We start from the raw sequence: 25,983 nt of genomic DNA, 5'->3' as shown, positions 1-25,983 counted from the left end.
GGCGCGTTACATCCGGCGACAATGTCATACAAGCATCACGCCCCTGTCACAGGGGTGACACCGCGCCTTCCTAGCCTGAGCTTGCACAACAAAGCCGAGCGGCCGCAACCCGCGGCGCCGGCCCAAGGAGGCCCAGGCATGACCCAGACCGCCATTACCCGCGAACCCGTCGCCGGACGCCGCCTGAAGGCCGAGCGCCTGAACGGCGCCCGCGCCCTGCGCGAGGCCCAGGCCCTGCGCTACCGCGTATTCAGCGCCGAGTTCGACGCCAAGCTCGAAGGCGCCGAAGACGGCCTCGACCGCGACGACTACGACCGTCACTGCGCGCACATCGGCGTCCGCGACCTCGACAGCGGCGCCCTGGTGGCCACCACCCGGCTGCTCGACCATCGTGCCGCCGAACGCCTCGGGCGCTTCTACAGCGAAGAGGAGTTCCACCTCTCCGGCCTCGACGCCCTGCACGGCCCGGTCCTGGAGATCGGCCGCACCTGCGTCGCTCCCGAATACCGCAACGGCGCCACCATCGCGGTACTCTGGGGCGAACTCGCCGAGGTCCTCAACGAGGGCGGCTACCGCTACCTGATGGGCTGCGCCAGCATTCCCATGCGCGACGGCGGTATGCAGGCCAAGGCGGTGATGCAGCGGCTGCGCGAGCGCTACCTGTGCACCGACTACCTGCAGGCCGAGCCGAAGAACCCGCTGCCGCCGCTGGACGTCCCGGAAAACCTCACCGCCGAGCTGCCGCCGCTGCTCAAGGCCTACATGCGCCTGGGCGCCAAGATCTGCGGCGAGCCCTGCTGGGACCCGGATTTCCAGGTCGCCGACGTGTTCATCCTGCTCAAGCGCGACGAACTCTGCCCGCGCTACGCCCGCCACTTCAAGGCGGCGGTCTGATGGCGCGGCTGCGCCTGCTGCTGCGCAGCGCCCGCCTGCTCGGGCTGGTCGCGCTCGGACTGGGCCTGGCCGGTTGGGTCAGCCTGCGCGAGCGGCTGCCCGGCGCCGATGTCACGCCGCTGCGCCAGCGCCTGACCCGCTGGTGGCTGGCGCGCCTCTGCGCGGCCCTGCCCTTCGAGGTCAGGGTCAGCGGCGAAGCGCCCCGGCAACCCATGCTGTGGGTAGCCAACCATGTGTCCTGGACCGATATCCCGCTGCTCGGTGCCCTGGCGCCGCTGACCTTCCTGTCCAAGGCCGAGGTGCGTGCCTGGCCGCTGGCCGGCTGGCTGGCGGAAAAGGCCGGTACCCTGTTCATCCGCCGCGGCTCGGGCGACAGCCGGCTGATCAACCAGCGATTGGCCGAACAGTTGCACCGCGGGCGCAACCTGCTGATATTCCCGGAAGGCACCACCACCAACGGCGAAAGCCTGCGCACCTTCCACGGTCGCCTGATGGCCAGCGCCCTGGAAGCCGGCGTGGCGGTGCAGCCGGTGGCGATCAGCTACCGCCGCGACGGCGTACCCGATGCGCTGGCGCCGTTCATCGGCGACGACGACCTGCTCAGCCACCTCGGCCGCCTGCTGCGCGGCGAGCGCGGCAGCGTGCATATCCAGCTGCTGGAACCGATCCCCAGCCAGGGCCTGGACCGCACCGAACTGGCCCGCCAGGCCCAGCAGGCGGTACGCCTGGCGCTGTTCGGCACTGCCGCCCCTACGGAAACCCGGCGCGCCGCCTAGTCGCGCTTGGGCGGCACCGCCAGCACGTCGCACGGCAGGTCGCCGAGGGCCGCCTCGGCCACGCTGCCGATCAGCGCGCGGCGGAAGCCGGTCAGCCCCTGGGTGCCGAGCACCGTCAACTGCGGCGCCTGGCGGCGTACCTCGGTCATGATCACGTTGATCGGCAAGCCTTCGCCGACGCGCAACTGGATGTCCTCGCGGCCCAGCCCCAGGCCGGCAACGTAGTCGCGCAGTTCGACGTTAGCCTTGAGTTCCTCCTGGTCGACGTAATGCTCGACGCGGTCTTCCTTGATCCCCGAATAACGCATCATGCCCTTGGCGAACGGCTCGAAGGCATGCAGCGCGGTGAGGATGGCGGCGTCGAGGAAGCCGAGCTGGCCGGCCATCTGCACCGCGCGCGTCGAGGTCGGCGAGAAGTCCAGCGCCAACAGCACCCGGCGGTACTCCTCTTCCGGCGCACCGGCCGCGCGCAGCACCGGGATCTTCGCATTGCGTACAACCCGCTCCAGGGTGGTGCCGATGAACAGATCGCGCAGCGGCGTGTGCCGGTGCGCGCCCATCACCAGCAGGTCGGCGCCGATCTCCTCGGCCACCGCGTTGATCACCACCACCGGATCGCCGACCCGCACGATCGCCTTGGACTCGACGCCGAGGCGCTCCTTCAGGGCCTGTCCGTTCACTTCCAGCAGGTTGGCGATGGCCAGCCGTTGCGGCGCGATCAGCACCGGTGGCTGGTCGTCGTCGAGCACGTTCAGCACGGTCAGTTCGGCATTCCTCGCCTTGGCCAGTACCGCGGCGCGCATGACCGCCAGCTCGGAACGCGAGGACAGGTCGGTCGCCACCAGGATTCGTTTCATCTTCCACCTCCATTGGCAGAGCGTTGAACGTCGGCCCCATTGAACGATCGACGCGACCGCTGCCGGTTGATGTGCATCAAGCGGATGCTTCGGACTGAAACAATTGATAGGTGATTCCGCCGGCCGGGCCAATGGCCGCTGCGCCAGGCTCAGCGCTGGCTCAGGGCGAACGCCTGGAGTTGCGGGTAGAAGGCGCGGAAATCCGCGCTCAGGTCATCGTAGCGCTGGGCCAGTTCTTCCCAGGAGCCGTCCAGCAGGTGCGGTCGCGACAACCTCCGCGACATGCCGCCCAGCACTTCGCGCAAGACCGCGAACTCGCGGTAGCTGCCCAGCCAGTCCTGGGCCGCCATCCGCGGCGCGATGCGCGCCAGGCGCTCCGGCAGCGGCGAGGCGGCGCGCAGGGTGCCGTAGACCCGCTCGACGAACTGCGGCAGCGGTTCGTCGGCGTAGTCGTTCCAGTCGCGCGCCAGGCAGTGGTCGAAGAACACGTCCAGCAGGACCCCTGCGAAACGCCGGCGCTCCAGCGGGAAGCGCCGCTTGGCCAAATGCACCAGTGGGTGGCTGTCGGTGAAGGCGTCGATGCGCCGGTGCAACTGGATGGCCCGCTCGATCTCGTCCGGCCATTGTCCCAGCAGGCGGCCCTTGACGAAATCGCCGTACAGGCTGCCGAGCAGTTGGGCCGGTTGCGGGCCGCCGAGGTGGAGATGCGCGAGGTAGTTCATGCGGGCTAGCTTACCCCAGCGACGGAACGGTCGTTTCGATCATCGTCATCAGCCCTGTCGATAGCGACTATCGTCGCAATCGATCCCTATATCGTCCAACACCGATATATAGTTCGTCCCAACCCGATATGGACGGCCAACGGACCACCGCCATGCCACTGGACATCGACGAAATCATCAAGGCTCTCTCCCACCCGGTGCGACGCGACATGCTGCGCTGGCTGAAGGAACCGGAGAAGTACTTCGTCGAGCAGGACCACCCGTTCGAGATCGGCGTCTGCGCCGGCAAGTTCGACCAGCGTACCGGTCTCTCCCAGTCCACCGTGTCGGTGCACCTGGCCACCCTGCAACGCGCCGGTCTGGTGACCAGCCGCCGGGTCGGCCAGTGGAACTTCTTCAAGCGCAACGAGGAGACCATCCAGGCCTTCCTCGACCAACTCGGCGACGAGCTGTAAGCAGCACTCGCTTCCACCCCACCACCTCGCAGTCCAGGAGCTCGACCGATGCCGGCGTCTCTTCTCGTCCTCGCTTTATCCGCCTTTGCCATCGGTACCACCGAATTCGTCATCATGGGCCTGCTGCCGCAGGTCGCCGGCGACCTGCGGGTATCCATTCCCAGCGCCGGCTGGCTGATCAGCGGCTACGCCTTCGCCGTGGCCTTCGGCGCCCCGCTGATGGCCATGGCCACCGCCCGCCTGGAGCGCAAGAAAGCCCTGCTCGCGCTGATGGGCATCTTCATCGTCGGCAACCTGCTCTGCGCGGTGGCCGCCAACTACGGCCTGCTGATGCTGGCGCGGATCGTCACCGCGCTCTGCCACGGCGCCTTCTTCGGCATCGGCTCGGTGGTCGCCGCCAGCCTGGTGGCGCCGAACCGCCGCGCTTCCGCCGTGGCCCTGATGTTCACCGGCCTGACCCTGGCCAACGTACTCGGCGTGCCGCTGGGCACCGCGCTCGGCCAGGAAGCCGGCTGGCGCGCGACCTTCTGGGTGGTGACCCTGATCGGCGTGGTCGCCTTCGTCGGCCTGGCCAGGGTGCTGCCGAACGACCGCGAGGAAGAGAAGGTCGACCTGCGCCAGGAAATGTCCGCGCTGAAGAACCCGTCGCTGTGGCTGGCCCTGGGCACCACCGTGCTGTTCGCCGCCTCGATGTTCGCCCTGTTCACCTACGTCGCGCCGCTGCTCGGCGAAGTCACCGGGGTCAGCCCGCGCGGCGTGACCTGGACCCTGCTGCTGATCGGCGTCGGCCTGACCGTCGGCAACATGATCGGCGGCCGCCTCGCCGACTGGCGCCTGGGCACCACCATGGCCGCGGTGTTCGCCGCCATGGCACTGGTCTCGGCGCTGTTCAGCTGGACCAGCCAGGCCCTGCTGCCGGCGGAGATCACCCTGTTCTTCTGGGCCGCCGCCGCCTTCGCCGCGGTGCCCGCGCTGCAGGTCAACGTGGTCCGCGTCGGGCATGCCGCGCCGAACCTGGTGGCGACCCTGAACATCGGCGCCTTCAACGTCGGCAACGCACTCGGCGCCTGGGTCGGCGGCAGCGTCATCGACCACGGCCTGGGCCTGACCCGCGTGCCGCTGGCCGCCGCCGCGTTGGCCGCGCTGGCGCTGCTGGCCACCCTGATCGCCTTTTCCGGAAACGGCCGCGCCCAGGCGCAGCCGGTCCTCGATTGATCCCCTGTCCGTCTATTCCCTAGTGGAGGATGTTCCATGGCTACTCTGTTCGATCCCATCGTGCTCGGCGACCTCGAGCTGCCCAACCGCATCGTCATGGCGCCGCTGACCCGCTGCCGCGCCGATGAAGGCCGCGTGCCCAACGCCCTGATGGCCGAGTACTACGCCCAGCGCGCCGATGCCGGCCTGATCCTCAGCGAGGCCACCGCGGTCACGCCGATGGGCGTGGGCTATCCCGACACCCCCGGCATCTGGTCCGATGACCAGGTCCGTGGCTGGAGCAACGTGACCAAGGCGGTGCACGCCGCCGGCGGGCGCATCTTCCTGCAACTCTGGCACGTCGGGCGGATTTCCGACCCGCTCTACCTGAACGGCGAGCTGCCGGTGGCGCCGAGCGCCATCGCCGCCGAGGGACACGTCAGCCTGGTGCGCCCGAAGCGTCCCTACGTCACCCCGCGCGCGCTGGACACCGAGGAGATCGCCGACATCGTCGAGGCCTACCGCCAGGGCGCCGAGCGGGCCAAGGCAGCCGGCTTCGACGGCGTGGAGATCCATGGCGCCAACGGCTACCTGCTCGACCAGTTCCTCCAGGACAGCACCAACAAGCGCACCGACCGCTACGGCGGCTCCATCGAGAACCGCGCGCGCCTGCTGCTGGAAGTCACCGACGCGGCGATCTCCGTATGGGGTGCCCAGCGCGTCGGCGTACACCTGGCGCCGCGTGCCGACTCCCACGACATGGGCGATTCCAACCGCCTGGAAACCTTCAGCCATGTCGCCCGTGAGCTGGGCAAGCGCGGCATCGCCTTCATCTGCGCCCGCGAAGCGCAGGCCGACGACAGCATCGGCGTAGCCCTGAAGAAAGCCTTCGGCGGACCCTACATCGCCAACGAGAAGTTCACCCTCGACAGCGCCAACGCCATCCTGGCCAAGGGCGACGCCGATGCGGTGGCCTTCGGCATCCCCTTCATCGCCAACCCGGACCTGGTCGAACGCCTGCGCCAGGGCGCCGAACTGAACCCGCCGCGCCCGGAGACCTTCTATACCGGCGGCACCGAAGGCTACCTGGACTATCCGACCCTGGCCTGATCGCGCCAGCCAGGAAAGAGCCCGCCACGCTTGCCGTGGCGGGCTCTGTGCTTTTCCCGTCTAGCGCAGGCGGAAATACGGCTCCGGTTCCGCGCACGGATCGCGCTGGGCGCAGCCCTTGCAACCGCCGCCGCAACCGCCCGAGCTTTGCGCAGCCACCCGCTCGACCTTGCCGAGCGCGATCAGCCGCTCCAGGATCGCCTCCACCAGCGCCGGCGGCGCGTCCACCTGGCGGCTGAGCTGTTTCAGCCCACGCGCCTGGCCGTCTTCCAGGGCGGCGCGGATCTGCATGAGTGTCGCCATCAGTGACATCCTCCCTGCCCGCTCGGGGCATCGGCCATTCGGCCTGGCAGTTGCAGTACCTGCTCACGGCCGAACAGACGCAGGCAGGTCATCAGGATCAGGTTGAAGACCAGCACCACGGCGATGGTCAGGACGCTACGCTCGGGGTGCGCGGTGAAGGTGGCGACCTGGTAGCAGAGGGTCGCCAGCGAGTAGGCGACGTTCAGCCCCCAGAGCACCGAGAAAGCCATCCAGCCCTTGCTGCTTTCCCGGGCGATCGCACCCATGGCGGTCACGCAGGGCACGTAGAGCAGGACGAAGACCAGGTAGCTGTAGGCCGCGATGGGGCTGCCGAACTTGCTCGCCATGGTGCCCATCGAGCCGGTATCCATGTCGCCGTCGGCCATGCTCGCCTCCACCGGGTTGGCCAGCACGCTGAGGCTGAAGGTATCGACCAGGCCGTCCCGGGTTTCGACCAGGGCGTCGCGCAGTTGCCCGGGCAGGTCGTAGCCTTCGTAGTCGAAGGCCTCGCCCTGGATCTGCTCGGCGGTGTAGAGGGTGTTCAGGGTGCCGACCACCACTTCCTTGGCCATCGCCCCGGTGACCAGGCCGACGGTGGCCTGCCAGTTGTCCGGCTGCACCCCGAGCGGCGCCAGCAGCGGAGTGAGACGCTGGCTGACGCTGGCCAGCGCGGAATGGCCGATGTCGCCCTGCACCGGCTTGCCGTCGAGGGTGATGCTGTTCAGGCCGCCGATCACCAGGCTGACCAGGATGATCACCTTGCCGGCCCGCACCACGAAGCCGCGCAGGCGCGACCAGGTCTGCAGCAGCAGGCTCTTAAGGTGTGGCACATGGTACAGCGGCAGTTCCATGACGAACGGCGAGGCCTCGCCGCGCATCAAGGTGTGCTTGAGCAGCAGCCCGGTGAGGATCGCCACGACGATGCCGAGCAGGTACAGGGAGAAGATCACCAGCGCGCCGCCCTGGCCGAAGAAGGCCCCGGCGAACACGGCGAAGATCGCCAGGCGCGCGCCGCAGGACATGAACGGCGCCATCATGATGGTGATCAGCCGCTCGCGCTGCGCGTCCAGGGTCCGCGCGCCCATGATCGACGGTACGTTGCAGCCGAAACCGACGATCAGCGGCACGAACGACTTGCCCGGCAGGCCCAGTGCCTGCATCAGGCGGTCCATGACGAAGGCCGCGCGGGCCATGTAGCCGGAATCTTCGAGCAGCGAGAGGAACAGGTACATCAAGCCGATCTGCGGCACCAGCGGCAACACCGTGTTGACCCCGCCACCGATGCCCTGGGCGAGGAACACCGTGAGCCAATCGGGCAGGCCGAAGCGGATACCCAGCCACTGGATGCCGTCGATGAAGATCGCCGACGAGCCCTTGTCGAAGATCGGCTGTAGCGCCCCGCCGATGTTGATGGCGAAGAAGAACATCAGGTACATCACCAGCAGGAAGATCGGCAGACCCAGCCAGCGATTCAGGACGACCCGGTCGAGCCATTGGGTCAGCCGGTGCGGCTGAGCCTGCTGGTGGTCGCAGACCGCCGCGCAGATCTCGCCGATCAGCCGGTAGCGCGCATCGACGATCGCCAGCTCGGGCTCCTCGCCGCAGCCCTGGCGCGCCTGGTCCAGGGTGGCCGGCGGCAAGCCCAGCGCCGGGCCGTTGAAGATGTCGCCTTCCAGCGCCTGTAACGCCAGCCAGCGCGGCTCGATGGCCGAAGCCGCCGGAGCGCGCGTTTCCAGGAGGTAGCCGACCTGCGCCTGGATGGCCGGCGGGTAATCCACCGCCAGCGCCGCCTGCGGGACCTGCAGGGAGTCGATGGCCGCCTTCAGTTCGTCGATGCCATCGGCGCGGGTGGATACCAGCGGCACCACCGGGCAACCGAGACGCCGCGCCAGACCGTCAATGTCGATGCGGATGCGCTGGCTACGGGCGATGTCGAGCATGTTCAGCGCGACGATGCAGGGAATGCCCATCTCCCGCAGCTGCACCGTGAGGTACAGGTTGCGCTCCAGGTTCGCCGCATCCACCACGTTGACCAGCACGTCCACTTCGCCGCTGGCGATGTAGCGGCAGGCGATCTGCTCGTCCAGCGAGGCCTGGGCGGAAACGCTGGTCAACGAATAGGTGCCGGGCAGGTCGACCAGGCGTACCGCGTGACGGACGGTGTGGAACGCACCCTCCTTGCGCTCCACGGTGACGCCGGCCCAGTTGCCGACCCGCTGGCGCGAGCCGGTGAGCTGGTTGAACAGGGTGGTCTTGCCGGAGTTGGGATTGCCGATCAGGCCGAGGGTCAATGCGGTCATGGGGATTCCGGGCGGGGTCAGTCGAGCGGGACAAGGGTCAGCAGGGCGAGATCCTTGCGCCGCAGCGCCAGGCTGGTCTGGCGGGTCTCGACCTGGACCGGGTCGCCCAGCGGGGCGATGCGCACCACGCGCAGCGCCGCGCCGGGCAGAAGCCCCATGGAGAACAGGCGTTGGCGATAGCCGTTGCTGATGGCGGGGGAATAACCGGTGATGCGATAGGAACGGGACGGTTGCAATGCGCTCATGGCGGATTCCAGGCAGAGGAAGGGACCAATGGCCTCCCTGGCCGGTGATCGAGAATCTAAACGACTCTCACTTAAGGCTCGCTTAAGGACGCAGTATCGGAGCGGAGGAGCAGCGGATTCGCTGATCCAGAGCAATGGAAGCGGGGATTTTCGCCGGGCGCGGCGAACTGTCGCCGCCAGCGCCCGGTGCGACGGGGCGGCTGGCGGCGCAAGGGGTCAGCGGGTATTGAGCTGCTGCTGCAGGTTCTGCACCTGGGCCTGGAGGGTGTTGATGTTGCGCATCACCTGGGTGCGGAAGGCGTCGAACTCGGCGGTATTGCCGCCCTGGGCCGGGCGGTTGTCGAGCTGGCTGCGCAGCACCAGCAGATCGTCCTGGATACCCTTGATCGTCTGGCTCGGGTTGCCCTGCTTCTTCAGCGCCGCGACATCGCCGCCGAGGGCCTTGAGTTGCTCGTTGGTCTTGCCCAGTTCGACCTGCAGGGCTTTCAGCTTCTCCTGTTCGGCGGCCAGTGCCTGCAGCTTGCCGTCCAGTTGCGCGACCAGTTGCGCCGCGCTTTCCTGCTGGGCCTTGAGATCGCTGGCCAGTTGATCGAGGCGTTTGCCCTGACCGCCGAACTGGTTGCTCACATCGGCCTGCTGGCGCTCCTGGCTGCCGAGTTTCTCCTGCAGTTGCTTGACCTGCAGGCGCAGCGCCTCGCGTTCGCTGGTGACGCTGGACTCGCTGGCGACCACCTTGCCGCGAATGTCGTCGAGGCGACCGGCGGCTTCCTCGCTGATCCTCACGAAGCTTTCCTGGGTCGCCACCAACTGCTGTTCCATCAGGCTGATTTGCTGGTGGCTCCACCAACCCACCCCGGCGAGGGCAATCAGCATCGCCCCGAGCAGAGCCCAGAGCGGGCCGGTGGAGGCCGGGCGGCGCTCCTTGGTGTCTACGACCCGGCGCTGCTCCGGTTCGTAGACGTGCCGCGGGTGGTGGCCGAATTCGTCGCGGTCGGCGGCATCGGTGGTCAGGCTGGGCACATCGTCGAGTTCGTCGAAAGCATCGTTACGCATGGTGAAAACCTGTGAAGGGGAACGGCATCCTGCCGGAGGCCTGGAGAAAGGGCCGAATGGCGCATTATATCGGTTCGGCCCCGCCCCTTCAGCGTCTGCTCGAAGCAAATTGCCGGACCGGGGCGCTCCACCGCGAAGCCGTGCGCCCCAAGACGGAGCGAACGCTGCCCGGCACAGACCGCCGCAGGCCGCCGCCGGTTCCCCGCCCCGCACGCCGGCGCTGGCCCGCGGCCCGCATGGCACGTCGCTTGCCTGGACCTTGCCGGGCAGATTCGAGAGCCGGAGGATGCATGGAGTTGAACAAATCCTTGCTGGATTGCATGCGCGCCGTACGCCGACGCCTGCGCGAGGAACAGGCGCTGGATATCCACTTCCAGCAACGCGATGCGGTCGCCGCGATGCAGGCGGCCTGCGCCCGCTCCGGCGATGCGACGACGCGGGAGCTGGGACAGCGCCTCGGCAGGCTCAGCGGGGTCGAGCTGCCGCCGGCGGAACCTTCCCTGTTGCCCGCGCAGGCGCCGAGCCGGCAATACGCCGGCCCGTTGCGCGGCTGATCAGAGTCCCTGGGCGCGCCACCAGGCGCAGAACTCGTCGAGCGCGGTCCACAGGCTGACCCGCGGGTCGTAGTCGAGGTATTCGCGGGCGCGGTTGATGTCCAGGGTGAAGTTCTTCGCCATCACCGCCATGCCCAGGCGGAACAGCACCGGCTCCGGGCGCCCCGGCAGGATCCGGCAGACGCTTTCGTTGAGCGCCGCCAGGCCATAGCCGACGGCATACGGCAGGTGACCGCCGACCGGCGGCAGGTCGAGCTGGCGCATCACGTAGTTGACCGCATCCCAGAACGGTACCGGCTGCCCGTTGCTGATGTTGTAGACCTTGCCCAGCGCCGGCTCGCCGGCCAGCAGGCAACTGAACAGGGCGTCGTTGAGATTGTGCACGCTGGTGAAGTCGACCCGGTTCAGGCCGTTGCCGAGGATCCGCAGGCGTCCCTTGCGGTGGGCCTGGATCATTCGCGGGAAGATGCTAGTGTCGCCGGCGCCGACCACGAAGCGCGGACGCAACGCCAACACTTCCAGGCCCAGGTCGCGGGCGCTGAGCACCAGTTGCTCGGCCTGGTACTTGGTCGCCCCGTAGTGGTCGGAAAAACGCCGGGGTACGTATTCTTCGTTCAGGTCCAGGTGGTCGCGCCCGTCGAAATAGATCGACGGCGACGACAGATGCACCAGGCGCCGCACCTTTTGCCGCATGCAGGCCTCGACGACGCTCTCGGCAAGCCCGACGTTGGCCGCCAGGAAGCGTTCGCGCGGTCCCCAGACTCCGACCGCGCCGGCACAATGCACCACCGCCTCGACATCCTCGCAGAGGCGCAGGACCAGCGCCGGGTCGGCGAGGTCGCCGGGAACGAACTCGGCGCCCCGCGCCACCAGATGTTCCACCGCGTCCGCACGCCGACCGCTGACCCGTACCGACAGGCCCTGCTCCAGGGCGAAGCGAGCGAAACGCCCGCCGATGAAGCCCGTTGCCCCCGTTACCAGAATCCGCATTGCGTTCTCCCGTTGTTCTTCTTGTGCCGCGACTCTAGCAACCCGGAGCCGCGCCACCACTGGCACAGCATGCCAGAACAACGACCTTGCGGGCCGCCGGCACGACTTGCGTTGGGCGACAGAAGCGGCGCTGCGCGCTACAAGGTCTAACCTGAAAGCCACCTGCACGCTGGGAGACACACCATGGGCAGTCACTGGATGATCTACGGCGCCAACGGCTACACCGGCCGGCTGGTCGCCGAACAGGCACAGCGCGAGGGCCTGACGCCGCTCCTCGGCGGACGCAACCCGGCCGCCCTGCACGCCCTCGGCAGCCAGCTCGGGCTGGAGTGCCGGGTCTTCGACCTGGGGGATCCGCAGGCCTGCCGCGAAGCCCTGGACCAGGTGAAGGTGGTGGCCCATTGCGCCGGTCCGTTCTCCGCCACCAGCACGCCGATGATCGCCGCCTGCCGCGCCGCCGGCACCCACTACGTGGATATCACTGGAGAGATCGCGGTGTTCGAGCAGGCCCACGCCGGCGACGCCGAGGCCCGCGAGGCCGGCATCGTGGTCTGCCCGGGCGTGGGCTTCGATGTGATCCCCACCGATTGCCTGGCCGCCTGCCTGAAGGAGGCGCTGCCGGACGCGCAACGGCTGGCGCTGGGCTTCGACACCGGCAGCGGGCTTTCGACGGGAACCGCGAAGACCAGCGTCGAAGGCCTCAAGTTCGGCGGCAAGATCCGCGAGAATGGCCGCCTGCGCGACGTGCCGCTGGGCTACAAGCGCCGCGACATCGATTTCGGCCGCGGCCTGCGGCACGCCGTGACGATTCCCTGGGGCGACGTGGCCACCGCCTACTACAGCACCGGCATCCCTGACATCGAGGTCTACCTGCCGGCGCCGCCGCTGCTGGCTCTGGGCATGCGCCTGATCGACCCGCTGCGTCCGCTGCTCGGTCGGCAACGGGTCCAGGACTGGCTCAAGGGGCAGGTCGACAAACGCATCGCCGGCCCCGACCAGGCAGCCCGCGAACGCCTGCGCACCTGGGTCTGGGGCGAGGCGCGCAACGCCCGCGGCGAACGCCGCACGGCGCGCCTGGAGACGGCCAACGTGTACGACCTGACCCTGCACGGCGTGCTCCTGGCAATGCGCCACCTGCTGGACTACCAGGGTCCCGGCGGCTACTTCACGCCATCGCGGTTGCTCGGCGCGCGCTGCGTCGAATCGTTGCCCGGCTCCGGACGAATCACCGTCATCGGCTGATCAGCCTGCCACCCGCACCAAGCCGTCGCCGGCGCGGGCGAGCAGGTGCTCGGTGAGCGACGCGAGCAGTTCGCCGCCGTTGCGCCAGTAGTGCCAGTACAACGGTACGTCGATGACCTGGCCGGGCAGCAACTCGACCAGTTCGCCGCGCTCCAGCTCGCCTTGCACCTGGCGCTCCGGCACCAGGCCCCAGCCGAGACCGCCGGCCGTGAGGCGGACGAAACCTTCCGAGGACGGGCAGAGGTGGTGGATGAAACCGCCCTCGACGCCGAGGTCCTTGAGAAAGCGGTGTTGCAGCAGGTCGTCCGGGCCGAACACGATCGCCGGCACGCCGGCCAGGGCGGCCGCCTCGACCCCGCGGGGAAAGTGCCGGGCAATGAAATCCGGGCTGGCCAGGCCGCGATAACGCATGGCTCCGAGCAGCAGCGATCGCGCGCCGGCCACCGGCCGCGCGCTACCGCAGACGCAGCCGGCCACCTCGCCCGCGCGCATGCGCTTGAGCCCGACCTCCTGGTCCTCCACCACAAGGTCCAGCAGCACCCGCCGCTCGGCGCAGAAATCGCCCACCGCGGCGGCCCACCAGGTCGCCAGGCTATCGGCGTTGAGAGCGATGCGCAGGCGTTCCGGGGCACCGCCTTCATCCAGGTTCGGCACCCAGCGCTGCAGGTCGCCCTCCAGCAGCCGCACCTGCTGTACATGGTTGAGCAGGCGGCGCCCGAGATCGGTGGGATGCGGCGGCGTCTCGCGCACCAGGACCGGCTGGCCGACCCGCGCCTCGAGCAGCTTGATCCGCTGCGATACCGCCGATTGCGACAGCCCCAGCGCCTGTGCGGCGCGCTCGAAACCGCCCTGCTCCACCACCGCGGCCAGCGCGGCGAGCAACTTGTAGTCGAACAAAATCAGTTTTCCTAATGAGAGATCAGCAGGATTCGTTTTCCTTATAAACCGCCCGCGGCCACACTCGCCAGCACTTTTCCGATCCACCCGACGCGGACCGACCATGGCTGGCGAAACCTCGCTGCGCACCCTGCTGCGCACGCTCACTCCCGAACTCAACCCCGGCGACTATGTGTTCTGTACCTGCGCCGATGGCGCGCTGCCGAACGGCGCCGAGCCGCTCGCCAGCTTCCGCGAGCGCGAGGGCCTGACCCTGGTGCTCGAACGCCGGCAGGCCGAACGCCTGGGCCTGCCCTACGAATACGTAGCGGCCTGGATCACCCTGACGGTGCACTCCTCGCTGGCGGCGGTGGGCCTGACCGCCACCTTCGCCAGGGCGCTGGCCGAAGCCGGGATCAGTTGCAACGTGATGGCCGGCTATTTCCACGACCACCTGTTCGTCGCCCGCGACGAAGGTCGGCGCGCCCTCGCCGTCCTCCAGCGGCTGGCGGCGGAGGCGCACTGACATGTGGCAGAGCTATCTCAACGGCATCCTGGTGGCTGCCGGCCTGATCATCGCCATCGGCGCGCAGAATGCCTTCGTCCTCGCGCAGAGCCTGCGCCGCGAGCATCACCTCTCGGTAGCCGCGCTCTGCGTGTTTTGCGACGCGGTGCTGGTCAGCCTCGGCGTGTTCGGCCTGGCCAAGCTGCTGCTGGAAAACCCGACGCTGCTGGCCATCGCCCGCTGGGGCGGGATCGCCTTCCTGACCTGGTACGGGCTCAAGGCGCTGCTTCGCGCGTTGCGCCCGGACGCCCTCGGCAACGCCGCGGAAACCGGGCCACGCTCGCGCAAGGCGGTGCTTCTGGCGGCACTGGCGGTCACCCTGCTCAACCCCCACGTCTATCTCGATACCGTACTCCTGATCGGTTCGCTCGGCGCCCAGCAGGCCGCGCCGGGCGCCTATGCCCTCGGCGCCGCCAGCGCCTCGCTGATGTGGTTCTTCGCCCTCGCCCTCGGCGCGGCGTGGCTGGCTCCCTGGCTGGCGCGCCCGGCCACCTGGCGCCTGCTCGACCTGATGGTGGCGGCCATGATGCTGGGCCTGGCCGCGCAACTGCTGTTCCGGGGATAACTCGGTTTCCGTCTTCCCGAGCGAACCCTCGCGCCGCCAGGCAGTCCAGAGAGAATGCGGCGGTGTTCGCCGGCGAGCTTGCAGAAGCCCGTCGCAGCGCGCCGCCGCCGGCCTTTGCCCCTACAGTTGCTGCGTGGATATGCCCCGACACGGGTGCTATGATCCGGAGTTCGCGGCACTGGGAGCCTAGGCTCCGAGTCGCACCCGGCGCCCTTTCCGGAGCGCTCCGCCGAACGTCCCCCCGGGGATCCAGGACGGGCTCCCGGACAGGCATCGGACCGGCCCCGTGAACCGGTCGCGCGCTAGCCGCGCCAGTCCTGACCTGAGGAAGAATAGGAGAGACACCATGGCTTTCGAATTGCCGCCGCTGCCTTACGAAAAGAACGCCCTTGAGCCGCACATTTCCGCAGAAACCCTGGAATACCACCACGACAAGCACCACAACACCTACGTGGTGAACCTGAACAACCTGATCCCAGGCACCGAGTTCGAAGGCAAGAGCCTCGAAGAGATCGTCAAGAGCTCCTCCGGCGGCATCTTCAACAACGCCGCCCAGGTGTGGAACCACACCTTCTACTGGAACTGCCTGAGCCCGAACGGCGGTGGCCAGCCCACCGGCGCCCTGGCCGACGCCATCAACGCCGCCTTCGGCTCCTTCGACAAGTTCAAGGAAGAGTTCACCAAGACTTCCGTCGGCACCTTCGGCTCCGGCTGGGGCTGGCTGGTGAAGAAGGCCGACGGCTCCCTGGCCCTGGCCAGCACCATCGGTGCCGGCAACCCGCTGACCAGCGGCGACACCCCGCTGCTGACCTGCGACGTCTGGGAACATGCCTACTACATCGACTACCGCAACCTGCGTCCGAAGTACGTCGAAGCGTTCTGGAACCTGGTCAACTGGGACTTCGTAGCGAAGAATTTCGCTGCCTGAGTCTGATCAGAACCACGAAAAAGCCCGGCATTCGCCGGGCTTTTTCGTTTTAATCTGGGGTCCAGGAGCCATCGTCTACCCTCAGGAACTGGTAGACCTTCGCTCGTGATAGCCTCTTGAGGTAAACAAGCTCTTCCTACCGGCTTGTCTTTCGCCCTGGCGACGAACAAGGAAGGCCCCTTGAAACTGGACTCCCGACACAGCCTCTCGCTCAAGCTGCTGCGTGTCGTGCTACTGGCGGCGCTGGCCGTTGGCGTAGTGCTCAGTTGCGCGCAGATCGTCTTCGACGCCTACAAGGCCAAGCAGGCGGTGAGCAGCGACGCCCAACGCATCCTCGCGATGGTCCGCGACCCTTCTACCCAGGCGGTCTACAGCCTCGACCGGGAAATGGCGATGCAGGTCCTCGAAGGCCTGTTCCAGCACGAGGCGGTGCGCCAGGCGAGCATCGGCCATCCCGGCGAGCCGATGCTGGCGGAGAAATCCAGGCCGCTGCTGGACCTGCCGACGCGCTGGCTGACCGACCCGATCCTCGGCCAGGAACGCACCTTCAGCATTCGACTGATCGGCCGCCCGCCCTATAGCGAATACTACGGCGACCTGAAGATCACCCTGGACACCGCGCCCTACGGCGAGAACTTCGTCACCACTTCGGAAATCATCTTCATCTCCGGCATTCTCCGCGCCCTGGCCATGGGCCTGGTGCTATTCCTCGTCTACCACTGGATGCTGACCAAGCCGCTGTCGAAGATCATCGAGCACCTGGTCAGCATCAATCCCGACCGCCCCAGCCAGCACCAGTTGCCGCTGCTCAAGGGACACGAACGCAACGAGCTGGGGCTCTGGGTGACCACCGCCAACCAGTTGCTCGCCTCGATCGAAAGCAACAGTCACCTGCGCCGCGAGGCCGAGGACAACCTGCTGCGCATTTCCCAGTACGACTTCCTCACCGGCCTGCCGAACCGCCAGTTGCTGCAGCAGCAACTCGACCAGATCCTCGACGGCGCCGGCCGCCAGCAGCGCCGGGTAGCAGTACTGTGCCTGGGTCTCGACGATTTCAAGGGGATCAACGAGCAGTACACCTACCAGCTCGGCGACCAGTTGCTGATCGCCCTCGCCGACCGCCTGCGCGGGCACAGCGCGCGGCTCGGTTCGCTGGCGCGCCTGGGCGGCGACCAGTTCGCCCTGGTCCAGGCCGACATCGAGCAACCCTACGAGGCGGCCGAACTGGCGCAGAGCATCCTCGACGGCCTGGAAGCGCCGTTCGAGATCGACCAGCACGAGGTGCGCCTGCGCGCCACCATCGGTATCACCCTGTTCCCCGAGGACGGCGAGACCACGGAGAAACTGCTGCAGAAGGCCGAGCAGACCATGACCCTGGCCAAGACACGCTCGCGCAACCGCTACCAGTTCTACATCGCCAGCGTGGACAGCGAGATGCGTCGCCGCCGGGAACTGGAAAAGGACCTGCGCGACGCCCTGCAGCGCCACGAGCTGCACCTCGTCTACCAGCCGCAGGTGGACTACCGCGACCACCGCGTGGTCGGCGTCGAGGCGCTGCTGCGCTGGCAACATCCGTTGCACGGCTTCGTCCCGCCGGACCTGTTCATCCCGCTGGCGGAACAGAACGGCAGCATCTTCAGCATCGGCGAGTGGGTGCTCGACCAGGCCTGCCGGCAATTGCGCGAATGGCACGACCAGGGCTTCGACGACCTGCGCATGGCGGTCAATCTTTCCACCGTGCAGCTCCACCACAACGCCTTGCCGCGGGTGGTCAGCAACCTGCTGCAGGTCTACCGCCTGCCGGCGCGCAGCCTGGAGCTGGAAGTCACCGAGACCGGCCTGATGGAGGACATCTCCACTGCCGCCCAGCACCTCCTCAGCCTGCGCCGCGCCGGCGCGCTCATCGCCATCGACGATTTCGGCACCGGCTATTCCTCGCTGAGCTACCTGAAGAGCCTGCCGCTGGACAAGATCAAGATCGACAAGAGTTTCGTCCAGGACCTGCTGCAGGACGAGGACGACGCGACCATCGTTCGCGCCATCATCCAGCTCGGCAAGAGCCTGGGCATGCAGGTGATCGCCGAGGGCGTGGAAACCGCCGAGTAGGAAGCGTACATCATCGCCGAAGGTTGCAACGAAGGTCAGGGCTACCTGTACAGCAAGCCGCTGCCGGCCAGGGAACTGACCCAGTACCTCAAGCAGGCGCGACGCCTGAGCCAGGCCACCAGCAGCGAACGGCCCTGATCAGAACAGGCGGCTGAACAGCCAGCCCGCCAATAGCGCGCTGCCCAGGCAGAGCAACGCGGCCCCCGCCGCCTGGCGGCGCAGTTGCACGGCGAGATCGTCCTCGCCCTGGCTGGAGAGAATGAAGGGATGCGCCTCCTCCGGCTTGCCGAGCAGGTGGCGGGTCGGCGCGGCGCTGCTTGCCCGATGCCGATCCTCGGCTTCCAGCCGCGCCGCCAGGCGCACCCGGTTCCATTCGCGCTCGTCCAGCTCGCCGTTGCCGTCGCTGTCGAAGCGCGCCAGCAGCCCATGGAAATCGCCCTTCCATTCACGGATGACCGCACCCTGCGCCCGTTCGGCATCGAGCCCCTGGCGACCGCCACCGCTGCTGCGGAATTCGCCCAGCGCATAGAGCGGCTCGCCGGCGTGCAGGCGCTCCTCGGTGTAGCGGTAGAGCCGCTCTCCGCCGACCAGGGTGCCGAAGCTCTCCAGCAATCGCAGGGTATCGATCGGTGCTTCGCGAAAAGCCTCCCAGCGCTGCTGGGTCAAGGGTCGCACCTCGGCGCCGCGTGGGTCGACCAGGCAGGCATCGGTGGCATCGCGCAAGCCGAATGGCGACTCGCTGGCACCTTTGTCGACGGTGCGCCAGGCCTTCTCGCGGCCGCTGCGCTTTTCCTCGACTTCGATGCGGTAGCGCCACCACAGACACGGCTTGCCGGTCAAGGGAGCCTGCAGCGGGCCTTCCGGGCCCTCCTCGAGCACCCCGTAGAGTTCGACGAAACCCTGCGCCGCCGAACGGATCCGCGAGGTCGGTACGTCGCCGAGCAGGCGCGCCCGCGCAAGACGGCGCACGAACTGCCAGCCGGCCCAGGCGCAGAGCCCCAGGCTGGCGGCGATGAACAGCCAGCGCAGGTCGAAGTCCATCTCAGCCGAACAGGGCCTTGAGATCGACGTTGGCCTTCTCCGCCTCGCTGAACTGCAACAGCTCGGCGGCCTTGAAGCCAGCGACACGGGCGATCAGCAGGTCGGGAAATTGCTCGATGCGCACGTTGTTCAGGTTCACCGCCTCGTTGTACAGCTCGCGGCGATCGGCGATGCCGTTCTCCAGGCCGCTGATGCGCTGGGAAAGGAACTGGAAACTTTCGTTGGCCTTGAGCTGCGGGTAGTTCTCGGCCAGCGCGAAGAGCTGTCCCAGGCCGGCGCGCAGCCCGCTCTCGGCCTTGCCCAGGGCATCCACGTCGGCGCGCTCGCGGGCGCTGGCGACGGCGTTGCGGGCGGCGATGACCCGCTCCAGCGTGGCGCGCTCGTGCTGCATGTAGTGCTTGCAGGCCTCGACCAGCTTCGGCAACTCGTCATGGCGCTGCTTGAGGAGCACGTCGATGTTGGCCCATGCCTTGCCCACGGAGTGCTTCAGCCGTACCAGGCCGTTGTAGAGCACCACCGCGTAGCCGGCGAGCAGCAGCAGGACAACCCAGAAAGCGATAGCGGTCAGACTCATGGACGGAGTTCCGGACGAAGATGCTGGCATTCTAGCTGCGCCCGACATGTCCAGGCACGACGGCGATCACGCTGCGCCCTTTTCAAAAATGCAAATCTTTCGCATTATGTGGCGGTTTTTTAACGCCCTTGCGGGTGTTTCCGACAAGCGCACGCCGCTTCGGCACGCCACCAATAAAGCAAAGGAATCCGCCATGACTCGTATGCCCCTGGCCACCGCCAGTCTGCTGGCCCTCGCCATCTCCCTCGCCGGCTGCGGCGACGACAAGAAAGCCGAAGCGCCCGCGACACCGGCGGCCAGCACGCAGCCCGCCGCTCCCGCCGCCGCCCCGGCTGCCAAGGTCGACGAGGCCGCCGCCAAGGCAGTGATCAAGAACTACGCGGACCTCGCCGAAGCCACCTTCGCCGATGCCCTGAGCACCGCCAGGGACCTGCAGAAAGCCGTCGACGCGTTCCTCGCCAAGCCCGACGCGGAAACCCTGAAAGCCGCCAAGGAAGCCTGGTTTGCCGCACGTACCCCCTACTCCCAGAGCGAAGCCTTCCGCTTCGGCAACGCGATCATCGACGACTGGGAAGGACAGGTTAACGCCTGGCCGCTGGACGAAGGCCTGATCGACTATGTCGCCAAGGACTACCAGCACGCCCTGGGCAACCCCGGCGCCACCGCCAACATCGTCGCCAACACCGAGATCCAGGTTGGCGAAGACAAGATCGACGTCAAGGAAATCACCGGCGAGAAACTGGCCAGCCTGAACGAGCTGGGCGGTTCCGAAGCCAACGTCGCCACCGGCTACCACGCCATCGAGTTCCTCCTCTGGGGCCAGGACCTGAACGGCACCGGTCCGGGCGCCGGCAACCGTCCCGCCACCGACTATGCCCAGGGCAAGGACTGCACCGGCGGCCATTGCGACCGTCGCGCCGCCTACCTGAAGGCCGTCACCGACCTGCTGGTCAGCGACCTCGAATACATGGCCGGACAGTGGAAGGCCGGCGTCGCCGACAACTACCGCGCCAAGCTGGAAGCCGAACCGGTGGATACCGGCCTGCGCAAGATGTTCTTCGGCATGGGCAGCCTGTCCCTCGGCGAACTGGCCGGCGAGCGCATGAAGGTCGCGCTGGAGGCCAACTCCACCGAAGACGAGCACGACTGCTTCAGCGACGACACCCACCACACCCTGTTCTTCAACGGCAAGAGCATCCGCAACATCTACCTCGGCGAGTACAAGCGCATCGACGGTAGCGTGGTCAAGGGCCCGAGCCTGGCCGACCTGGTCGCCAAGGCCGACGCCGCCGCCAACGACACCCTGAAGGCCGACCTGGCCGACACCGAGGCCAAGCTGCAGGCCATCGTCGACAGCGCCGATAAGGATGGCGTGCACTTCGACCAGATGATCGCTCCGGACAACAAGGACGGCCAGCAGAAGATCCGCGACGCCATCGCCGCCCTGGTCAAGCAGACCGGCGCCATCGAGCAGGCCGCGGGCAAGCTGGGTATCCAGGACCTGAAACCGGACAACGCCGACCACGAGTTCTGATTCCTTCCTGCGCCAACAGCGTGCGGCCCATGGCCGCACGCTGCGTTTCAGGGCCTCGAAAGCGGACTTCGCGGGCCTTTACAAACGCAAATCCCTCTTATTTTGATTAGCCCCAACTGGTAAGCTTGCGGGCTGTTTCCACGCAGTCCGGGATGTTCGCCGATGTCGTTGCCGTCACCTTCCATGCCGCTCGCCTGTCTCCTGACGGCGCTCCTTCTGGGCGGATGCGGCGCCGACGACGCACCGCTGCGCGCCGAGCCCGGCGAACACCTGTCCGGGGGCGCGACCACGGTGCTGCAAAGCGACCGCAACGCCTTCTCCCTGCCCTCCGCCAACCTCGCCCCGAGCCGGCGCCTGGACTTCAGCGTGGGCAACAGTTTCTTCCGCAACCCCTGGGTCATCGCCCCTTCCTCCACCACCGCGCGCGATGGTCTGGGGCCGCTGTTCAATACCAACGCCTGCCAGAACTGCCATGTGAAGGACGGTCGCGGCCACCCGCCGGGAGCGGACGCGGTCAGCGCGGTGTCGATGCTGGTACGCCTGTCGATCCCGGCCGGCCCTGCGGACGGCAAGACCCTGTTGCACCAGGGGGTGATTCCCGAACCGACCTACGGCGGCCAGTTGCAGGACGTCGGTATTCCCGGCGTCGCCCCGGAAGGCAAGGTGCGGATGGACTACGAGCCGCTGAAGGTGAGGTTCGAGGACGGCACCGAGGTCGAACTGCGCAAGCCGATCCTGCGTATCAGCCAGCTCGGCTATGGGCCGATGCATCCGCAGACGATGTTTTCCGCCCGCGTCGCCCCGCCGATGATCGGGCTCGGCCTGCTCGAGGCGATTCCCGAAGAGGCGATCCTGGCCAATGCCGATCCGGACGACCGCAACGGCGACGGTATCCGCGGGCGCGCCAACCAGGTCTGGGATGCCGCGCGGCAGCGCACCGCGATCGGCCGCTTCGGCTGGAAGGCCGGCCAGCCGGATATCCCGCAGCAGAACGCGCACGCCTTCGCCAACGACATGGGCCTGACCAGCAGCCTGCTGCCCCACGACGACTGCAGCGCCGCCCAGGTCGAGTGCCGCCGGGCGCCCGACGGCGGCGAGCCGGAAGTCAGCGACAACATCTTCGCCCAGGTGCTGTTCTACAGCCGCAACCTGGCGGTCCCGGCGCGGCGCAAGGTAGACGACCCGCAGGTGCTGGCCGGCAAGCGCCTGTTCGCCCAGGCCAACTGCGTGGCCTGCCACGTTCCCGCCTTCACTACCGGTTCCGACGCCAGCGAGCCGGAGCTGGCCAACCAGCGGATTCGTCCCTATTCCGACCTGTTGCTGCATGACATGGGCGACGGCTTGGCGGACAATCGCCCGGAATTTCTCGCCAGCGGGCGGGACTGGCGAACCCCGCCGCTATGGGGCATCGGCCTGACCGAAACGGTCAACGGCCACACCCAGTTCCTCCACGACGGGCGCGCCCGCAATCTGCTGGAGGCGATCCTCTGGCACGGCGGCGAAGCCGAAGCGGCCAAGCGGCACGTGCTCGGCTTCGACGCCGACCAGCGCAGCGCCCTGCTGGCCTTCCTGAATTCACTCTGAGGAGCCCACATGTTCCGCCCACGACTGCTCTTGACCAGCCTCGCCATCGCCCTCGGCGCCTGTTCGCCGCAAGACCCGCAGGCCGTCACCAGTGCCGCCCTGGCGCAACAGGTGATCCTGCCGACCTACAGCCGCTGGGTGGAGGCCGACCAGGCCCTGGCCAGCAGCGCCCTGGCCTACTGCCAGGGCAAGGAAGACCTGGCCAAGGCCCGCGACGCGTTCCACGCCGCGCAGAAGGCCTGGGCCGAGCTGCAACCGCTGCTGATCGGCCCGCTGGCCGAGGGCAACCGCGCCTGGCAGGTGCAGTTCTGGCCGGACAAGAAGGACCTGGTCGGGCGCCAGGTCGAACAGTTGCTGAAAAACAACCCGCAGGTCGACGCCGCGGCCCTGGCCAAGGCCAGCGTGGTGGTGCAGGGGCTCTCCGCTTACGAATACATCCTCTTCGACAGCAAGATCGACCTCGCCGACGCCGCCACCAAGGCCCGCTATTGCCCGTTGCTGGAAGCCATCGGCACCCACCAGCAGCAACTGGCCCAGGACATCCTGGCGCGCTGGAAGAACGACGGCGGCATGCTCACCCAGATGAGCAAGTTCCCCAACGACCGCTACGCCGACGCCCACGAGGCGATCGCCGAGCTGCTGCGGGTCCAGGTCACCGCCCTGGACATGCTGAAGAAGAAACTCGGTACTCCGCTGGGCCGGCAGAGCAAGGGCATTCCCCAGCCCTACCAGGCCGAGGCCTGGCGCAGCAACGCCTCGCTGGCCAGCCTGGACGCCAGCCTGAGCGGCGCCCAGGCGCTCTGGGAAGGTATCGACGGCAAGGGCCTGAAGACCCTGCTGCCGGCCGAACAGAAGGACCTGGCCGGCAAGATCGACGCCGCCTACGCCGACAGCCACGCGAAGCTGGCGGCGCTGGAACAGAAACCGCTCTCCGAACTGCTCGCCAGCGAAGACGGGCGCAACCAGCTCAACGCCCTCTATGACAGCCTGAACGTGGTCCACCGCCTGCACGAAGGCGACCTGGCCCGCGCCCTCGGCGTGCAACTGGGCTTCAACGCCAACGATGGCGACTGAGGTCGGCACCATGCTGCGACGTCATGTGATCGGCCTGGGCAGCCTGCTGCTCGGCGCCTTGTCCTTCGGCGGCTGGAGCTTCAGCCGCCAGGGTAGCCAACCGCTGGTGCTATCGGCGCGCGACGACGCCGATGGCCAGCATTACGCGGTGGGCTACCGCCTGGACGGCAAGCGCCAGTTCGCCACCCGCGTGGCCCAGCGCTGCCACGACATCGTCCAGCACCCGAGCCTGCCGCTGGCGCTGTTCGTCGCCCGCCGGCCTGGCACCGAAAGCTACCTGATCGACCTGAACGACGGTCGCCTGCTGCAGACCCTGGTCTCGCAGAAAGACCGCCACTTCTACGGCCACGGCGTGTTCCACCAGAGCGGCGAGTGGCTCTACGCCACCGAGAACGACACTACCGATCCCGGTCGCGGCGTGCTCGGCGTCTACCGTTTCGACGGCGAGCGACTGCAGCACAGCGGCGAGATCTCCACTCACGGCCTCGGGCCGCACCAGGTTTCCTGGATGCCCGACGGCGAAACCCTGGTAGTGGCCAATGGCGGCATTCGTACCGAGGCGGAAAGCCGGGTCGAGATGAACCTCGACGCCATGGAGCCCAGCCTGGTGCTGATGCGCCGCGACGGCAACCTGCTGTCCAAGGAAACCCTGGCGCAGCAGATGAACAGCGTCCGCCACCTGGCGATCGGTCGCGACGGCACCATCGTCGCCGGCCAGCAGTTCATGGGCGATGCCCACGAACATGCCGACCTGCTGGCGATCAAGCGCCCCGGCCGTCCCTTCGAAGCCTTCCCGGTGGCCGAGGAGCAGCGCCTGGCGATGGCCCAGTACACCGCCAGCGTGGCGATCCACGACGACCTGCGCCTGGTGGCCCTGACCGCCCCGCGCGGCAACCGTTTCTTCATCTGGGACCTGGACAGCGGTGCCGTGCGCCTCGACGCGCCGTTGCCGGACTGCGCCGGCGTGGGCGCGGTGAAGAACGGCTTCGTCGTCACGTCCGGACAGGGCCGTTGCCGCTTCTACGACTGCCAGGGCGAGCGCATCGCCGCGCAACCGCTGGAGCTGCCTTCCGGCCTCTGGGACAACCACCTGCACCTGGCCTGAGAGCGCGGCGTCAACCTCTCGCCATACCGGTCCGCGAAAGCCGGAAGCGACCTGCAGCACGCTTGAAATCTTTCGCCGATCCTGTGCTTTGACAAGCCCTGAAAGCTGCACGTAATGTGTCGGATTCGCCCCGCAACGGGGCGCTCTCGGCATACCAGGGACCAGGATTATGTTGCTCCGCCGCATGTTGATCATGCTCGCCGCGGTGATCGCCGTGGTGGCGATTCTCGCCGGCTACAAGGTCTATTCCATCCGTCAGCAGATCGCCCTTTTCAGCGCACCGAAACCGCCGATCAGCGTGACCGCCAGCCTGGCCGAAAAGCGTCCCTGGCAGAGCCGCCTGCCAGCCATCGGCAGCCTCAAGGCGTTCCAGGGCGTGACCCTCACCGCCGAAGTCTCCGGCACGGTACGCGACGTACTGTTCCTTTCCGGCGACCAGGTGAAGCTGGACCAACCGCTGATCCAGCTGGAAAGCGACGTCGAGGAAGCCACCCTGCGCACCGCCGAGGCCGATCTCGGCCTGGCCAGGGCCGAGTACCAGCGCGGCCGCGAACTGATCGGCAGCAAGGCCATCTCGAAAAGCGAATTCGACCGTCTCGCCGCGCAGTGGGCCAAGACCAGCGCCACCGTCGCCGAGCTGAAGGCGGCGCTGGCGAAGAAGCGCGTGCTCGCGCCCTTCGCCGGGACCATCGGCATCCGCCAGGTGGACGTCGGCGACTATGTCTCGCCCGGGACGCCGATCGCCACCTTGCAGGACCTTTCCACCCTGCTCCTGGATTTCCACCTGCCCGAGCAGGACTTCCCCCTGCTCAGCCGCGGCCAACTGGTGAAGGTCCGGGTCGCCGCCTACCCCGGCCAGGTGTTCGACGCCGAGATCGCCGCCATCAACCCCAAGGTCGACAACGAGACCCGCAACCTGCAGGTCCGCGCCGCCCTGGAGAACCCGGACGGCAAGCTGCTGCCGGGCATGTTCGCCAACCTCGAGGTGATGTTGCCTGGCGAGGAACAACGCGTCGTGGTGCCGGAGACGGCGATCACCTTCACCCTCTACGGCGACTCGATCTACGTCGTCGGGCAGCAGAAGGACGAGCAGGGCCAGGCGTCGAAGGACGACAAGGGCCAGCCGCAACGGGTCGTCGAGCGCCGCTTCGTCAGGATCGGCGAACGCCGCGAAGGCCTGGCGGTGGTGCTCGAAGGCCTGGAGGGCGGCGAGCAGGTAGTGACTTCCGGGCAACTGAAGCTCGACAACGGCGCCTCGGTGGCCATCGTCGCCGAGCGGGACCTCCAGCAAGAGCACTGACTCGCGCGCCTTCCCGCTCCGTGGCGGAAGGCTTGC

Annotated in this window: 25 protein-coding genes and 1 pseudogene; 16 read left to right on the top strand and 10 right to left on the bottom strand. The window is 67.8% G+C overall.

Annotated elements, in window-relative coordinates; translation table 11 throughout:
* Positions 1–138: 138 nt before the first annotated feature.
* Both olsB and olsA read left to right on the top strand, forming a co-directional pair.
* Entirely contained in the window at positions 139–894 is a 756-nt protein-coding gene (olsB, locus tag HMPREF2886_RS06705; RefSeq protein WP_003093970.1) for an L-ornithine N(alpha)-acyltransferase, read from the top strand.
* Complete coding sequence (gene olsA, locus HMPREF2886_RS06700; RefSeq protein ID WP_033976444.1) at positions 894–1,670, top strand: lyso-ornithine lipid O-acyltransferase; 777 nt, start codon at positions 894–896, stop codon at positions 1,668–1,670. The genes olsB and olsA overlap by 1 nt, the downstream gene beginning before the upstream one ends.
* Here the strand turns inward: olsA and HMPREF2886_RS06695 are convergent.
* Both HMPREF2886_RS06695 and HMPREF2886_RS06690 read right to left on the bottom strand, forming a co-directional pair.
* Entirely contained in the window at positions 1,667–2,527 is an 861-nt protein-coding gene (locus HMPREF2886_RS06695) for a universal stress protein (RefSeq protein ID WP_033976443.1), read from the bottom strand. The genes olsA and HMPREF2886_RS06695 overlap by 4 nt on opposite strands.
* Positions 2,528–2,676: 149 nt before the next feature.
* On the bottom strand, positions 2,677–3,249 hold the full coding sequence (locus HMPREF2886_RS06690; protein ID WP_033970632.1) for an acyl carrier protein phosphodiesterase: 573 nt from the start codon (positions 3,247–3,249) through the stop codon (positions 2,677–2,679).
* A gap of 152 nt (positions 3,250–3,401) precedes the next feature.
* Here HMPREF2886_RS06690 and pyeR point away from each other — a divergent pair, with 152 nt between their 5' ends.
* Genes pyeR through HMPREF2886_RS06675 form a run of 3 tightly spaced genes read left to right on the top strand, consistent with a single transcriptional unit; the run spans position 3,402 to position 6,008 of the window.
* Complete coding sequence (pyeR, locus tag HMPREF2886_RS06685) at positions 3,402–3,704, top strand: ArsR family transcriptional repressor PyeR (protein ID WP_003093978.1); 303 nt, start codon at positions 3,402–3,404, stop codon at positions 3,702–3,704.
* Positions 3,705–3,752: 48 nt separating this feature from the next.
* Positions 3,753–4,919, top strand: coding sequence for an MFS transporter (locus HMPREF2886_RS06680; RefSeq protein ID WP_033970631.1), 1,167 nt, complete (start codon positions 3,753–3,755; stop codon positions 4,917–4,919).
* Between the two features lie 36 nt (positions 4,920–4,955).
* On the top strand, positions 4,956–6,008 hold the full coding sequence (locus HMPREF2886_RS06675; RefSeq protein ID WP_033970630.1) for an alkene reductase: 1,053 nt from the start codon (positions 4,956–4,958) through the stop codon (positions 6,006–6,008).
* Positions 6,009–6,068: 60 nt separating this feature from the next.
* On the opposite strand, the gene HMPREF2886_RS06670 is transcribed toward HMPREF2886_RS06675, so the two are convergent.
* From HMPREF2886_RS06670 to HMPREF2886_RS06655, 4 genes are all read right to left on the bottom strand, one after another.
* Positions 6,069–6,311: a FeoC-like transcriptional regulator gene (locus tag HMPREF2886_RS06670; protein ID WP_003093982.1), complete on the bottom strand. Its 243-nt coding sequence runs from the start codon at positions 6,309–6,311 to the stop codon at positions 6,069–6,071.
* Positions 6,311–8,611 carry a Fe(2+) transporter permease subunit FeoB gene (feoB, locus tag HMPREF2886_RS06665; protein ID WP_033970628.1) on the bottom strand — a complete coding sequence of 767 codons (2,301 nt, stop codon included), beginning with the start codon at positions 8,609–8,611 and terminating at the stop codon, positions 6,311–6,313. The genes HMPREF2886_RS06670 and feoB overlap by 1 nt, the downstream gene beginning before the upstream one ends.
* Positions 8,612–8,628: 17 nt before the next feature.
* Positions 8,629–8,856 (bottom strand): ferrous iron transporter A, encoded by a 228-nt coding sequence (gene feoA / locus HMPREF2886_RS06660; RefSeq protein WP_003093986.1) that lies wholly within the window; start codon positions 8,854–8,856, stop codon positions 8,629–8,631.
* Between the two features lie 216 nt (positions 8,857–9,072).
* Positions 9,073–9,909 carry an ATPase gene (locus HMPREF2886_RS06655; RefSeq protein ID WP_033970626.1) on the bottom strand — a complete coding sequence of 279 codons (837 nt, stop codon included), beginning with the start codon at positions 9,907–9,909 and terminating at the stop codon, positions 9,073–9,075.
* Positions 9,910–10,199: 290 nt separating this feature from the next.
* Here HMPREF2886_RS06655 and HMPREF2886_RS06650 point away from each other — a divergent pair, with 290 nt between their 5' ends.
* Positions 10,200–10,463: a hypothetical protein gene (locus HMPREF2886_RS06650; protein WP_033970625.1), complete on the top strand. Its 264-nt coding sequence runs from the start codon at positions 10,200–10,202 to the stop codon at positions 10,461–10,463.
* Here HMPREF2886_RS06650 and HMPREF2886_RS06645 read toward each other — a convergent pair whose 3' ends face one another.
* Positions 10,464–11,453 carry an NAD-dependent epimerase/dehydratase family protein gene (locus HMPREF2886_RS06645; protein WP_033970624.1) on the bottom strand — a complete coding sequence of 330 codons (990 nt, stop codon included), beginning with the start codon at positions 11,451–11,453 and terminating at the stop codon, positions 10,464–10,466.
* A gap of 183 nt (positions 11,454–11,636) precedes the next feature.
* Between HMPREF2886_RS06645 and HMPREF2886_RS06640 the strand changes: the two genes are divergently transcribed.
* Positions 11,637–12,695, top strand: coding sequence for a saccharopine dehydrogenase family protein (locus tag HMPREF2886_RS06640; RefSeq protein ID WP_070746992.1), 1,059 nt, complete (start codon positions 11,637–11,639; stop codon positions 12,693–12,695).
* Here HMPREF2886_RS06640 and HMPREF2886_RS06635 read toward each other — a convergent pair whose 3' ends face one another.
* Complete coding sequence (locus HMPREF2886_RS06635; RefSeq protein ID WP_073648398.1) at positions 12,696–13,598, bottom strand: LysR family transcriptional regulator ArgP; 903 nt, start codon at positions 13,596–13,598, stop codon at positions 12,696–12,698. It lies immediately after the preceding gene.
* Between the two features lie 97 nt (positions 13,599–13,695).
* On the opposite strand from HMPREF2886_RS06635, the gene HMPREF2886_RS06630 reads away from it, so the two are divergent.
* The 4 genes and pseudogenes from HMPREF2886_RS06630 (at position 13,696) to bifA (ending at position 17,873) form a co-directional block, all read left to right on the top strand.
* A complete protein-coding gene (locus HMPREF2886_RS06630; protein WP_033970619.1) occupies positions 13,696–14,097 on the top strand; it encodes an ACT domain-containing protein in 402 nt (133 codons plus the stop codon).
* Between the two features lies 1 nt (position 14,098).
* Entirely contained in the window at positions 14,099–14,701 is a 603-nt protein-coding gene (locus HMPREF2886_RS06625; protein WP_033970617.1) for a LysE/ArgO family amino acid transporter, read from the top strand.
* Between the two features lie 346 nt (positions 14,702–15,047).
* Positions 15,048–15,629 (top strand): superoxide dismutase [Fe], encoded by a 582-nt coding sequence (gene sodB, locus HMPREF2886_RS06620; RefSeq protein ID WP_003094005.1) that lies wholly within the window; start codon positions 15,048–15,050, stop codon positions 15,627–15,629.
* 180 nt (positions 15,630–15,809) lie between these two features.
* Positions 15,810–17,873, top strand: a pseudogene (gene bifA, locus HMPREF2886_RS06615) (cyclic-di-GMP phosphodiesterase BifA).
* Here bifA and HMPREF2886_RS06610 read toward each other — a convergent pair.
* Together HMPREF2886_RS06610 and HMPREF2886_RS06605 are read right to left on the bottom strand one after the other, a co-directional pair.
* Entirely contained in the window at positions 17,874–18,776 is a 903-nt protein-coding gene (locus HMPREF2886_RS06610; protein ID WP_039027842.1) for a GIDE domain-containing protein, read from the bottom strand.
* Between the two features lies 1 nt (position 18,777).
* A complete protein-coding gene (locus tag HMPREF2886_RS06605) occupies positions 18,778–19,350 on the bottom strand; it encodes a LemA family protein (RefSeq protein WP_057389492.1) in 573 nt (190 codons plus the stop codon).
* A 193-nt stretch (positions 19,351–19,543) separates the two neighbouring features.
* Between HMPREF2886_RS06605 and HMPREF2886_RS06600 the strand changes: the two genes are divergently transcribed.
* The 5 genes from HMPREF2886_RS06600 to mexV all read left to right on the top strand — a co-directional run bounded on the left by HMPREF2886_RS06600 (position 19,544) and on the right by mexV (position 25,947).
* The gene (locus HMPREF2886_RS06600; protein WP_070746990.1) at positions 19,544–20,884 is read left to right on the top strand and encodes an imelysin family protein; all 1,341 of its coding nucleotides are present in this window, start codon (positions 19,544–19,546) and stop codon (positions 20,882–20,884) included.
* A gap of 162 nt (positions 20,885–21,046) precedes the next feature.
* On the top strand, positions 21,047–22,468 hold the full coding sequence (locus HMPREF2886_RS06595; RefSeq protein ID WP_070746988.1) for a di-heme oxidoreductase family protein: 1,422 nt from the start codon (positions 21,047–21,049) through the stop codon (positions 22,466–22,468).
* A 9-nt stretch (positions 22,469–22,477) separates the two neighbouring features.
* The gene (locus HMPREF2886_RS06590) at positions 22,478–23,542 is read left to right on the top strand and encodes an imelysin family protein (protein WP_003102644.1); all 1,065 of its coding nucleotides are present in this window, start codon (positions 22,478–22,480) and stop codon (positions 23,540–23,542) included.
* A gap of 10 nt (positions 23,543–23,552) precedes the next feature.
* Positions 23,553–24,647 (top strand): DUF1513 domain-containing protein, encoded by a 1,095-nt coding sequence (locus HMPREF2886_RS06585; protein ID WP_033970610.1) that lies wholly within the window; start codon positions 23,553–23,555, stop codon positions 24,645–24,647.
* 169 nt (positions 24,648–24,816) lie between these two features.
* A complete protein-coding gene (mexV, locus tag HMPREF2886_RS06580; protein WP_033970609.1) occupies positions 24,817–25,947 on the top strand; it encodes a multidrug efflux RND transporter periplasmic adaptor subunit MexV in 1,131 nt (376 codons plus the stop codon).
* Positions 25,948–25,983: the final 36 nt, after the last annotated feature.

Origin of the sequence: Pseudomonas sp. HMSC066A08, assembly GCF_001813025.1 — a bacterium.
Classification (GTDB): Bacteria; Pseudomonadota; Gammaproteobacteria; order Pseudomonadales; family Pseudomonadaceae; genus Pseudomonas; species Pseudomonas aeruginosa.
The sequence above is the reverse complement of the archived record's forward strand: the minus strand, read 5'-3'. Positions and strand labels throughout refer to the sequence as shown.

Excerpts from the sequence above, each read along its gene's own strand:
- HMPREF2886_RS06690 (WP_033970632.1), bottom strand. The coding sequence starts at position 3,249 with ATGAACTACCTCGCGCATCTCCACCTCGGCGGCCCGCAACCGGCCCAA.
- HMPREF2886_RS06680 (WP_033970631.1), top strand. The coding sequence starts at position 3,753 with ATGCCGGCGTCTCTTCTCGTCCTCGCTTTATCCGCCTTTGCCATCGGT.
- sodB (WP_003094005.1), top strand. The coding sequence starts at position 15,048 with ATGGCTTTCGAATTGCCGCCGCTGCCTTACGAAAAGAACGCCCTTGAG.
- HMPREF2886_RS06625 (WP_033970617.1), top strand. The coding sequence starts at position 14,099 with ATGTGGCAGAGCTATCTCAACGGCATCCTGGTGGCTGCCGGCCTGATC.
- mexV (WP_033970609.1), top strand. The coding sequence starts at position 24,817 with ATGTTGCTCCGCCGCATGTTGATCATGCTCGCCGCGGTGATCGCCGTG.
- feoB (WP_033970628.1), bottom strand. The coding sequence starts at position 8,611 with ATGACCGCATTGACCCTCGGCCTGATCGGCAATCCCAACTCCGGCAAG.
- HMPREF2886_RS06590 (WP_003102644.1), top strand. The coding sequence starts at position 22,478 with ATGTTCCGCCCACGACTGCTCTTGACCAGCCTCGCCATCGCCCTCGGC.
- olsA (WP_033976444.1), top strand. The coding sequence starts at position 894 with ATGGCGCGGCTGCGCCTGCTGCTGCGCAGCGCCCGCCTGCTCGGGCTG.
- HMPREF2886_RS06630 (WP_033970619.1), top strand. The coding sequence starts at position 13,696 with ATGGCTGGCGAAACCTCGCTGCGCACCCTGCTGCGCACGCTCACTCCC.
- HMPREF2886_RS06695 (WP_033976443.1), bottom strand. The coding sequence starts at position 2,527 with ATGAAACGAATCCTGGTGGCGACCGACCTGTCCTCGCGTTCCGAGCTG.
- HMPREF2886_RS06675 (WP_033970630.1), top strand. The coding sequence starts at position 4,956 with ATGGCTACTCTGTTCGATCCCATCGTGCTCGGCGACCTCGAGCTGCCC.
- HMPREF2886_RS06655 (WP_033970626.1), bottom strand. The coding sequence starts at position 9,909 with ATGCGTAACGATGCTTTCGACGAACTCGACGATGTGCCCAGCCTGACC.
- HMPREF2886_RS06610 (WP_039027842.1), bottom strand. The coding sequence starts at position 18,776 with ATGGACTTCGACCTGCGCTGGCTGTTCATCGCCGCCAGCCTGGGGCTC.
- HMPREF2886_RS06605 (WP_057389492.1), bottom strand. The coding sequence starts at position 19,350 with ATGAGTCTGACCGCTATCGCTTTCTGGGTTGTCCTGCTGCTGCTCGCC.
- HMPREF2886_RS06640 (WP_070746992.1), top strand. The coding sequence starts at position 11,637 with ATGGGCAGTCACTGGATGATCTACGGCGCCAACGGCTACACCGGCCGG.
- feoA (WP_003093986.1), bottom strand. The coding sequence starts at position 8,856 with ATGAGCGCATTGCAACCGTCCCGTTCCTATCGCATCACCGGTTATTCC.
- HMPREF2886_RS06595 (WP_070746988.1), top strand. The coding sequence starts at position 21,047 with ATGTCGTTGCCGTCACCTTCCATGCCGCTCGCCTGTCTCCTGACGGCG.
- HMPREF2886_RS06670 (WP_003093982.1), bottom strand. The coding sequence starts at position 6,311 with ATGGCGACACTCATGCAGATCCGCGCCGCCCTGGAAGACGGCCAGGCG.
- HMPREF2886_RS06650 (WP_033970625.1), top strand. The coding sequence starts at position 10,200 with ATGGAGTTGAACAAATCCTTGCTGGATTGCATGCGCGCCGTACGCCGA.
- HMPREF2886_RS06645 (WP_033970624.1), bottom strand. The coding sequence starts at position 11,453 with ATGCGGATTCTGGTAACGGGGGCAACGGGCTTCATCGGCGGGCGTTTC.
- olsB (WP_003093970.1), top strand. The coding sequence starts at position 139 with ATGACCCAGACCGCCATTACCCGCGAACCCGTCGCCGGACGCCGCCTG.
- HMPREF2886_RS06600 (WP_070746990.1), top strand. The coding sequence starts at position 19,544 with ATGACTCGTATGCCCCTGGCCACCGCCAGTCTGCTGGCCCTCGCCATC.
- HMPREF2886_RS06585 (WP_033970610.1), top strand. The coding sequence starts at position 23,553 with ATGCTGCGACGTCATGTGATCGGCCTGGGCAGCCTGCTGCTCGGCGCC.
- pyeR (WP_003093978.1), top strand. The coding sequence starts at position 3,402 with ATGCCACTGGACATCGACGAAATCATCAAGGCTCTCTCCCACCCGGTG.